The sequence below is a fragment of the Thioalkalivibrio sp. XN8 genome (genome assembly GCF_011058255.1).
GTDB lineage: Bacteria > Pseudomonadota > Gammaproteobacteria > Steroidobacterales > XN24 > XN24.
On record NZ_JAALFH010000019.1, the window covers coordinates 47,405 to 55,766 of the forward strand.

The window sequence follows — 8,362 nt, forward strand, 5'->3', positions numbered from 1 at the left end:
AGCTACAATGCCCGGCCATGGCGACGCTGCGCGGCATCGTGACCCTGCTCCTGCTCGGGCTGAACATCCTGGTCTGGGTGCTGCCCCTGTACGTGGTCGCGCTGCTGCGCCTGCTCCCCGGCGAACGCCTGCGGGTCGCCTGCGCGCGCCTGCTGGTGCGCATCGCGCAAAACTGGATCGACGGCAACAAGCTGATCCTGCGCCTGACCCAGGACATCAGCTGGGACGTGGAAGGGGTGGATGAACTGCCGGCGCGCGACTGGTACCTGGTGACCTGCAACCACCAGAGCTGGGTCGACATCCTCGTGCTGCAGGGCGTGTTCAACCGCCGCATCCCGTTCCTGAAGTTCTTCCTCAAGCAGCAGCTCATCTGGGTGCCGCTGCTGGGCTGGGCCTGGTGGGCGCTGGACTTCCCGTTCATGCGGCGCCATTCGCGTGAATACCTCGAGCGCCACCCGGAGGCGCGCGGCCAGGACCTCGAGGCGACGCGCCGGGCCTGCGAGCATTTCCGGCACCAGCCGACCTCGGTGATGAACTTCATCGAGGGCACGCGTTTCACCCCGGCCAAGCACGACGCCCAGGGCTCGCCCTACCGGCACCTGCTCAAGCCGCGCGCCGGCGGCATCGCCTTCGTGCTCGGGGCAATGGGCGATATCCTGCACCGCCTGCTGGACGTGACCATCGTCTACCCCGGAGGGGCGCCCAGCTTCTGGGACCTGTGCTGCGGCCGCCTGCAGCGGGTCATCGTGCGCGTGCACGTCTACGAAATTCCCGCCTGGGCGAAGCACGGCGACTACCAGGAAGACAATGCCTTCCGCGCCCGGCTCCAGGCGTGGCTCGGCGAGCTCTGGCGGGCCAAGGACGAAGAGATCGAGCGTCTCCTGGCGGGAGCAGGCCGGGCATGAGCGCAACCCCCTCGCGGCCGCTGGCAGGCTACCCGGCAGTCGGCCCCGAGGAGATGCGCGCGCGGGCCCGCGCCTTCTGCGAACAGATCTCCCGCCGCCGCACGGTACGCGACTACTCGGACCGGCCGGTGCCGCGGGCGGTGATCGAGGATTGCCTGCGCGCCGCCGGCAGCGCCCCGTCGGGTGCGAACCTGCAGCCCTGGCATTTCGTCGCGGTGTCGGCGCCGGCCGTGAAGCGGGAGATCCGCCTGGCCGCCGAGGCCGAGGAACGTGAGTTCTACCAGCACCGTGCGTCGGAGGAGTGGCTGGAGGCGCTGGCGCCGCTGGGCACCGGGCCGGAGAAGCCGTTCCTCGAAACCGCCCCCTGGCTGATCGGCATTTTCGAGCAGCGCTGGGGTTACGACGCCGCCGGCGCCAAGGTGAAGCACTATTATCCGAAGGAGTCCGTCGGCATCGCCACGGGCCTGCTGATCGCAGCCCTGCACCAGGCCGGGCTGGCGACGCTGACCCATACGCCGAGCCCGATGAAGTTCCTGAACCGGATCATGGGCCGCCCGCCGGAGGAGCGGCCCTTCCTGCTCCTGGTCGCGGGTCATCCGGCGGCGGATGCGCGCGTGCCGGACATCGGCCGGAAGTCGCTCGGGGAGATCGCGACTTTCCTGGCCGCAGACGAGAGCCAGCCGAAATCATGAGCTGCCAGCCCGGGAGGTAAACCGAAGTGGACGCATTGATCGCCTGGCTCGACCAGGTCTCGGGCTTCGTATGGGGGCCGTATTGCCTCATCCCGCTGCTGCTGCTGACCGGCCTGTACCTCACGGTCCTGCTGCGCGGCCTGCAGTTCCGGCAGCTCGGCCCGGCGCTGCACCTGGCGCTGATCGTTCGCACCGAGCCGGGCGCGCGCGGCGACATCTCGCATTTCGCCGCCCTGATGACGGCGATGGCCGCTACGGTCGGCACCGGCAACATCGTCGGCGTCGCCACCGCCATCGCGCTGGGCGGCCCCGGGGCCCTGTTCTGGATGTGGGTCACCGGCCTCGTCGGCATGGCGACCAAGTACTCCGAGGCGCTGCTGTCGGTGAAGTACCGCGTCACCAACGAGCGCGGCGAGCAGGCCGGCGGGCCGATGTATTACCTCGCGCAGGGCATCCGCTGGCGGCCGCTGGGCCGCACGCTCGGCTGGCTGTTCGCCCTGTTCACCGCCTGCGCCGCCTTCGGCATCGGCAACATGGTGCAGTCGAACTCCGTCGCTGATGCCATCGGCGGCGCTTTCGGCGTCCCGCACTGGATCAGCGGCGCGGTCATCGCGCTCGGCGTGGCGGCCGTAACGGTCGGCGGCATCCGCTCCATCGGCGGCTTCACCAGCCTGTTCGTGCCGGCGATGATCGTCGTCTACATGGGGGCGTGCACGATCGTGCTGCTGTTCAACTTCAGCGCCATCCCCGCTGCTTTCGCCCTGGTGTTCACCGACGCGTTCACCGGCAGCTCGGCCGCAGGCGGTTTCCTCGGTGCCACCATCGCCCAGGCTATGCGCTTCGGCGTGGCGCGCGGCATCTTCTCGAACGAGTCCGGCCTCGGCTCGGCCGGCATCGCCGCGGCCGCTGCGCGCACCCAGGAACCGGTGCGCCAGGCGCTCGTGTCCATGACCCAGACGTTCATCGACACGCTGGTGGTCTGCACCTTCACCGGCATCGCCATCATCGCCAGCGGCGTCTGGAGCTCGGGCGTCAACGGCGCGGCCCTGACCCAGCTCGCCTTCGGCTCGGCCATGCCCGGCCCCATCGGGCCGGCGGTGGTGGCTGTCTGCCTGGCGCTGTTCGCCTTCTCCACCATCATCGGCTGGAGTCACTACGGCGCGCGCGGCGCGGAGTATCTGTTCGGCGTGCGCGCGATCCTGCCGTACCGCATCCTGTTCGTGATCGCGGCGTTTGCCGGCTCGGTCTATACCCTCGACTTCGTCTGGCTGTTGTCGGACGTCATGAACGGCCTGATGGCCCTGCCCAACCTCATTGGCCTGCTGCTGCTCTCGGGCGTGGTGGCCGTCGAGACGCGCAGCTATTTCGAGCGCAACGGCCGCTAGAGCATGAAGCCCAGGTCGCGCTGGACGAAATTGTCGAGGTGCGGCGCCACCGCCGCCAGGTCGGCGTCCGGGATGCCGAACCACTTGGCCAGCGTCGCGGCGAACTGGTCCGAGGAGGTGGACGGAATGAAGCGCCCGCCACCGACGTCCTCCGGCCCGCCGATCGCCAGCAACGGGTAGCTGCCGTAGAACTGCCGGCCGGCGACGGCGTCGCCGGTGACGATCTGGATGCCGCCCCAGGCGTGGTCCGTGCCGTCGCCGTTCGAGGTCAGCGTGCGGCCGAAATCGGACTGCGTGAAGGTCGTGACGTGGCCGGCGACGCCGAGCTCCACCGTCGCATCGTAAAAGGCCTTCATCGAGTCGCCGACGTCGCCCAGCAGCCCCGGCTGCAGCTCGTTCTGGTCGTCGTGCGTGTCGAAGCCGCCGGCGGCGACGAAGAAAATCTGCCGCTCCATGCCCAGCTGGTCCCGCACCGCGATGAGTCGCGCCACGGTCTCGAGCTGTTCGCCCAGCTGCGAGGCGGGAAACGCGGTGCCGATGGCCGGCGCGCCGGCGATCGCGGCGGTCACGAGGTCGGCGGTGGACACCGCCCGCTGCTGCACGGCTGCGAAGGCCCGCTCGTAAATCGACCCGTGCTCGGCGCCGATGATGCGCTCGAAAGCCTCCCGCTGGGCGAGGCCGAACCCGCTGTCGCCGAAGCCCTCGAAGGTGATCGGGCCGCCGGGCCCCATGACATAGGCCACGGTGTCGTCGCCCGCCTGGAACAGCGAGGCCCCGAACAGCGAGGCATTGGTCGGCAGCTGCTGGCCGGCGACCTCGGTCCGGATCAGGTCCGCGATCCGGCCGGCCCAGCCGGTCCTGGCCGGCGCGCGGCCCTTCAGGGTGAACCACTGGTCCTGCTGGTCGTTGTGCGAGAACAGCTGTGGCGGCAGCTGGACGCTGCCGGACTCGTACTGGTCCCTGGTCGTCGGCTCGATCAGGGGGCCCACGTTGTTGATGAAGGCGGCCCGGCCGCTGTCGAACAGCGCCTGCAGGCCGCCCATCGAGGGGTGCAAGCCGTAGTCGACGCCGTCACTGGTGAGCGGGGCGATCGGCAGCAGGGCGTCCCGCTCGAGCGCGAGATTCTGGCGCGAGTTGGCGTAGACGTCGTATTCCGCCTGGCTGCGCGGCACCACCATGTTCCAGGAGTCGTTGCCGCCGAAGAGGAATACGCACACCAGCGCGCGGTAATCGCTGAAGGGTCCCGGGGCGGCGACGGTATGCAGCCAGGGATACGCCGTCAGCACTGCGCCGGCGCCGGTGGCCCGGAGGAAATCGCGTCGGTTGATTCGTGCCATGAGGAGGCTCCTGCTCAGCGCTGGTACGCGTATTCGGGGGAAGTGACGGTGAGGTAGACGGCCTCGGCCGCCCGCGCGAGCCCCTCGGAAGCCGGGATTTCCGCAAGCATCCCCGCGATCTCGGCCCGGAGCGGCGCGGACATCTCGCCGCCGAGGAGCTTTCCGTCGACCAGGTCGATCAGCGCCTCCGGATCGTCGGCGACCGCGAGTTCGGCGCCGAGGTCGATGGCGACCTGGTCGTCCCTGAGGTTCGGGTTCTGCTGGTTGTTCACGAAGGTGTAGAGCGCGAACAGGTTGGTCAGCAGCGTGTTCTGGAATTCCGTCGCGATCTGCAGCTCCGGCGCCACCAGCCCGCGGTCCTTGATCTCGCCGGGCGGCGCATAGAAAGGGCTGAAGAAGTTGAACACGGAGGGCGACTGCAGCGGGCCCTGGCCGAAGAGGATGTAGGCGGCGCCGAGCGCATAGCTGCCGTTCGCGGCTGCGCCGTCGTAGGCCCGCCAGAGCTGGGTGAGGCGCAGCAGCGGCTCTTTCAGCTTGCCGTCGGTGTCCATCCTGGTCGCCGGCCGGGCCTCGGGGTCGAGCAGGATGGCCCGGACCACGGCGCCGAGGTCGCCCCGCACGCCCGCGCCGTTGTCGTCGAAGGTCGCGGCGACGCGCTCCAGGTAGCCGGGCGAGGGGTTGCTGGTGACCAGCCGTTCGATCAGGCGCGCGGCGATGAAGGGCCCGACGTTGGGGTGGCCGAAGATGTTGTCGAGCGCCGCCGCCAGGTCCTGCTCGCCGGACTGGCCCGGCGGCAGCGTGGCGCCGCCCAGGAGCCGCTTGGCCCCGGTGTCGTGGAAATCGGGATAGAGCTGCATCGGCTGCACCTGGTTCTGGCGGGTCGGGCGGGCGAGCTCGAAGCTCGGCGCGCCGGCGAAATGCCAGCCGGTGAAGACGTGCGCGAAGCCCTCGATGACCGCCTGGTCGTAGGTCGGGATCGGGTCGCCCCGGGCGTCGGTGCGCACCGTGCCGTCGGGCTCGAGTTCGACCAGGCCGATGGTGAACAGCTGCATCAGCTCGCGCGCATAGTTTTCGTCCGGCCGGATGTTCAGCGCGGGGTCGGGCTTCTGGTTGCCGAGCATGCTGAGGTATACGCCCATGGCCGGGTGCAGCGTCACGTCCTCCATCAGGATGCGGAAGTTGCCGAAGGCGTTCCGGGCCAGCATGTCGTAGTAGTCGGCCAGCGCCCAGGGCGCATTGTTCAGGGCGCCGAGCTGGGACACGACCATGATCTCCGAGAGCGCAAAGGCGACGCGCTGGCGCAACTGGTCCGGCGCGCCGATGGCGTGGCGGAACCAGATGTCGACCCGGTCCTCCTGGAGCTGGAAGGGGAACTGGGCCGGCGGCTGGCTCTCGACGAACGGCAATTGCAACGACGCCGGCAGCGCGAGCTGCTCGTCGATCCAGGCCTCGTAGCCCATGTCCTGCAGCCGCGCCGCCTCGGCCTCGGTGGCGCCGAAGGTGGCCTGGTTCAGGAACTGGAAGGCGTCGGCTCTGGAAATGACCGGTGCCGGCGGGGGCTGGCCGCCGCCGCCGGAGCCGCCGCCTGACCCGGCTCCGGCCGAGCTGCCGCTGTCGCCGCAGGCCGCGAGGACCAGCGCGGTGCCGAGCACGAGCAGGCGGCCCAGGCCGCGCGCGCCGCGTTGGAAGATCGGTGTTGTCAGCATCGTCTCAGCTCCTTCGCGGCCGCTGCGGCCGTCATGCTCAGGGCTCGCGGTGATAGCGGTGGCGCCGGGGGCCGTCGCCGTGCCGCTGCAGCTCGTCGCCTTCGAGCACGCCATTGCCGTCGGCGTCGCGCTCGGCGAAGCGGGCCATGCGGGGGGCGCCGAATTCCTCCAGCGTGATGACGCCGTCGCCGTCGGTATCCAGCATCGCGAAGCGGCGCTCATGCACGGCCTTGAACTCTTCCCGGGTGATGCGGCCGTCGCCGTCGGTATCGACGTGCTGCATCATGCCCTGGCGGCCTTCGCCACGCTGGCCCTGCTTGCCATAGCCCGGTTGCTGGGCGAAGGCGGCGGCCGAGAGACCGGCGACTGCCAGCGTGAGGACCGTGATTGTGATCAGCCTGGTTTTCATGGTGTGCTCCTGTGTATGGGGACTGTCCCCAGCCTGCCGCCGGCTGGTGCAGTGAGCATGGCCGAAACGGGGAGAAATCATGGAGATCGCGCCGGCTCAGTCTTCCAGGCGATAGCCGACGCCGTAGACCGAGTGCAGCAGCTCCCGCTCCGGACTGGCCTCGGCCAGCTTGCGCCGCAGGTTCTTCACGTGGCTGTCCACGGTGCGGTCGGAAACCACCCGGTGGTCGTCGTAGATGCGCTCGAGGAGGGCGGCCCGTGAAAACACCCGCCCGGGGCGCGCGGCCAGGGCTTCCAGCAGGCGGAACTCCACCGGTGTCAGCTCCAGCTTGGTGCCGTCGAGCTCGGCTCGCCAGGCTTCGGGCTCCAGCCTGAGGCCGGCCACGACCGGCGCGGCCGCCTCGGCCGCCATCGCGTGGCGGCGCAACACGGCCTTGACCCTGGCCACCACCTCGCGCGGACTGAACGGCTTGCAGATGTAGTCGTCGGCTCCGAGCTCGAGGCCGAGCAGCCGATCGATCTCCTCGACGCGCGCCGTCACCATGATGATCGGCAGTTGCGTGAAACTCCGCAGCTCGCGGCAGACATCCAGGCCGTCCCGGCCCGGCAGCATCAGGTCGAGCAGCACCAGGGCCGGCGGCTGGTCCCGGACACTCGGCACCACCGCATTGCCGTCGCCCAGCGTCCGGGCAACGAAACCCGCCGCCCTGAGGTAGTCGGCCAGGACCGACGCCAGCTTGGGCTCGTCCTCGACGATGAGAATCTCGGGCGCGCCGCTCACGCGCTGCTCCGCAGCATGGGGAGGCGCACCGTGATGCTGATCCCGCCGAGGTTCGAGGGTGCGGCCGCGATGGTGCCGTCGTGCGCCTCCACGATGTTGCGGCAGATCGCCAGGCCGAGGCCGGTGCCGCCGGCGGCGCGGCTGCGCGAGCTCTCGACGCGGAAGAAACGCTCGAACAGTTGCGGCAGCGCCTCTGCCGGCACGCCCGGCGCCGAGTCGCGGACCTCGAGCACCGCGTGGCCGTGCTCGCGCCGGCACGCCACCTCGATCCGGCCCGGCGCGTCGGTGTAGCGAATAGCGTTGCCCACCAGGTTGGCGACCAGCTGGCCGAGCCGGTCGGGGTCGACGTGGACCGGCAGCGGCGCGCCCTCGACGCCGCCGGTGTCCAGCGCCAGGCCGGCGGCGGCACAGCGCTCTTGCAGGGGCTGCAGCGCCGTCGCCACCAGGCTGCGGAGTTCCAGGTCCTGGCGGCGGTAGTCCAGGGCGCCGAGATCCGACAGCGAGAGCTGGTAGAGATCGTCCACCAGCTTGCCGAGGGCGTGCGTCTCCGCCTGCAGCGACGCCAGCGTTTCCGGGCCGGGCGAGCGGATTCCGTCCTCCACCGCGTCCAGCTCGGCGCGGATCACCGCCAGCGGGGTCCGCAGTTCGTGCGCCACGTCGGCCATCATCCCGCGCCGCATCTCCTCGTTGCGCTGGAGCGTGCGGGCCAGCAGGTTGAAGTCGTCTGCCAGCCGGCCGAACTCGTCGGCGCTGCGGACGTCGACCCGCGTATCCAGCGCGCCGGCGGCCAGCCGGTGGGTGGCCGCGCCGATCGTGCGCGCCGGGGCGAGGAAGGCGCGCGAGAGCAGGCCGGCCGCGAGCGCGGCCAGCAGCACGGCCGCGAGGCTGGCGACTGCGAGATTGCGCAGCTGGGCCTGCTGGAAGCGCAGGTCCACCGCCTCGGTGGGCCGGCGCAATGGCGCGCGGACCAGCCAGCCGACCGTCTCGCCGCCGACTACCACCGGATGCCTCAGCGTTTCTTCGCCCGGTGGCGCCGGGCGTCCCACCACCAGCGTGCCGGCCGCGTCATACAGCGCCGCGCGCGGCAGTGCGCGCCGATGCCGCAGCCCCGCGTCGGCCGGCTCGATGCCGCGCAGCCGGGCGCGCCC

8 protein-coding genes are annotated in these 8,362 nt (G+C 70.6%); 3 read left to right on the plus strand and 5 right to left on the minus strand.

Annotated elements, in window-relative coordinates; genetic code table 11:
• Positions 1–17: 17 nt before the first annotated feature.
• The 3 genes from G6N75_RS02760 to G6N75_RS02770 are packed head-to-tail and all read left to right on the plus strand — an operon-like array spanning position 18 to position 2,982.
• Positions 18–905, plus strand: coding sequence for an acyltransferase (locus tag G6N75_RS02760; protein ID WP_165346541.1), 888 nt, complete (start codon positions 18–20; stop codon positions 903–905).
• A complete protein-coding gene (locus G6N75_RS02765; RefSeq protein WP_165346542.1) occupies positions 902–1,597 on the plus strand; it encodes a nitroreductase family protein in 696 nt (231 codons plus the stop codon). Before G6N75_RS02760 ends, G6N75_RS02765 begins: the two co-directional genes overlap by 4 nt.
• 26 nt (positions 1,598–1,623) lie before the next feature.
• A complete protein-coding gene (locus G6N75_RS02770; protein ID WP_165346543.1) occupies positions 1,624–2,982 on the plus strand; it encodes a sodium:alanine symporter family protein in 1,359 nt (452 codons plus the stop codon).
• On the opposite strand, the gene G6N75_RS02775 is transcribed toward G6N75_RS02770, so the two are convergent.
• From G6N75_RS02775 to G6N75_RS02795, 5 genes are all read right to left on the minus strand, one after another.
• Positions 2,979–4,319, minus strand: coding sequence for a DUF1501 domain-containing protein (locus tag G6N75_RS02775; protein WP_165346544.1), 1,341 nt, complete (start codon positions 4,317–4,319; stop codon positions 2,979–2,981). The genes G6N75_RS02770 and G6N75_RS02775 overlap by 4 nt on opposite strands.
• A gap of 14 nt (positions 4,320–4,333) precedes the next feature.
• Positions 4,334–6,025 (minus strand): DUF1800 domain-containing protein, encoded by a 1,692-nt coding sequence (locus G6N75_RS02780; protein ID WP_165346545.1) that lies wholly within the window; start codon positions 6,023–6,025, stop codon positions 4,334–4,336.
• A gap of 37 nt (positions 6,026–6,062) precedes the next feature.
• On the minus strand, positions 6,063–6,434 hold the full coding sequence (locus G6N75_RS02785) for an EF-hand domain-containing protein (protein ID WP_165346546.1): 372 nt from the start codon (positions 6,432–6,434) through the stop codon (positions 6,063–6,065).
• Between the two features lie 96 nt (positions 6,435–6,530).
• On the minus strand, positions 6,531–7,214 hold the full coding sequence (locus tag G6N75_RS02790; RefSeq protein WP_165346547.1) for a response regulator: 684 nt from the start codon (positions 7,212–7,214) through the stop codon (positions 6,531–6,533).
• Positions 7,211–8,362 (minus strand): ATP-binding protein (locus G6N75_RS02795; protein ID WP_165346548.1); only part of this gene is annotated, 1,152 nt, incomplete at its 5' end. The genes G6N75_RS02790 and G6N75_RS02795, both read right to left, overlap by 4 nt.

What these genes read in the sequence shown, in the direction of transcription:
- G6N75_RS02775 (WP_165346544.1), bottom strand. Translation starts at nt 4,319, where the DNA reads ATGGCACGAATCAACCGACGCGATTTCCTCCGGGCCACCGGCGCCGGC.
- G6N75_RS02780 (WP_165346545.1), bottom strand. Translation starts at nt 6,025, where the DNA reads ATGCTGACAACACCGATCTTCCAACGCGGCGCGCGCGGCCTGGGCCGC.
- G6N75_RS02765 (WP_165346542.1), top strand. Translation starts at nt 902, where the DNA reads ATGAGCGCAACCCCCTCGCGGCCGCTGGCAGGCTACCCGGCAGTCGGC.
- G6N75_RS02785 (WP_165346546.1), bottom strand. Translation starts at nt 6,434, where the DNA reads ATGAAAACCAGGCTGATCACAATCACGGTCCTCACGCTGGCAGTCGCC.
- G6N75_RS02760 (WP_165346541.1), top strand. Translation starts at nt 18, where the DNA reads ATGGCGACGCTGCGCGGCATCGTGACCCTGCTCCTGCTCGGGCTGAAC.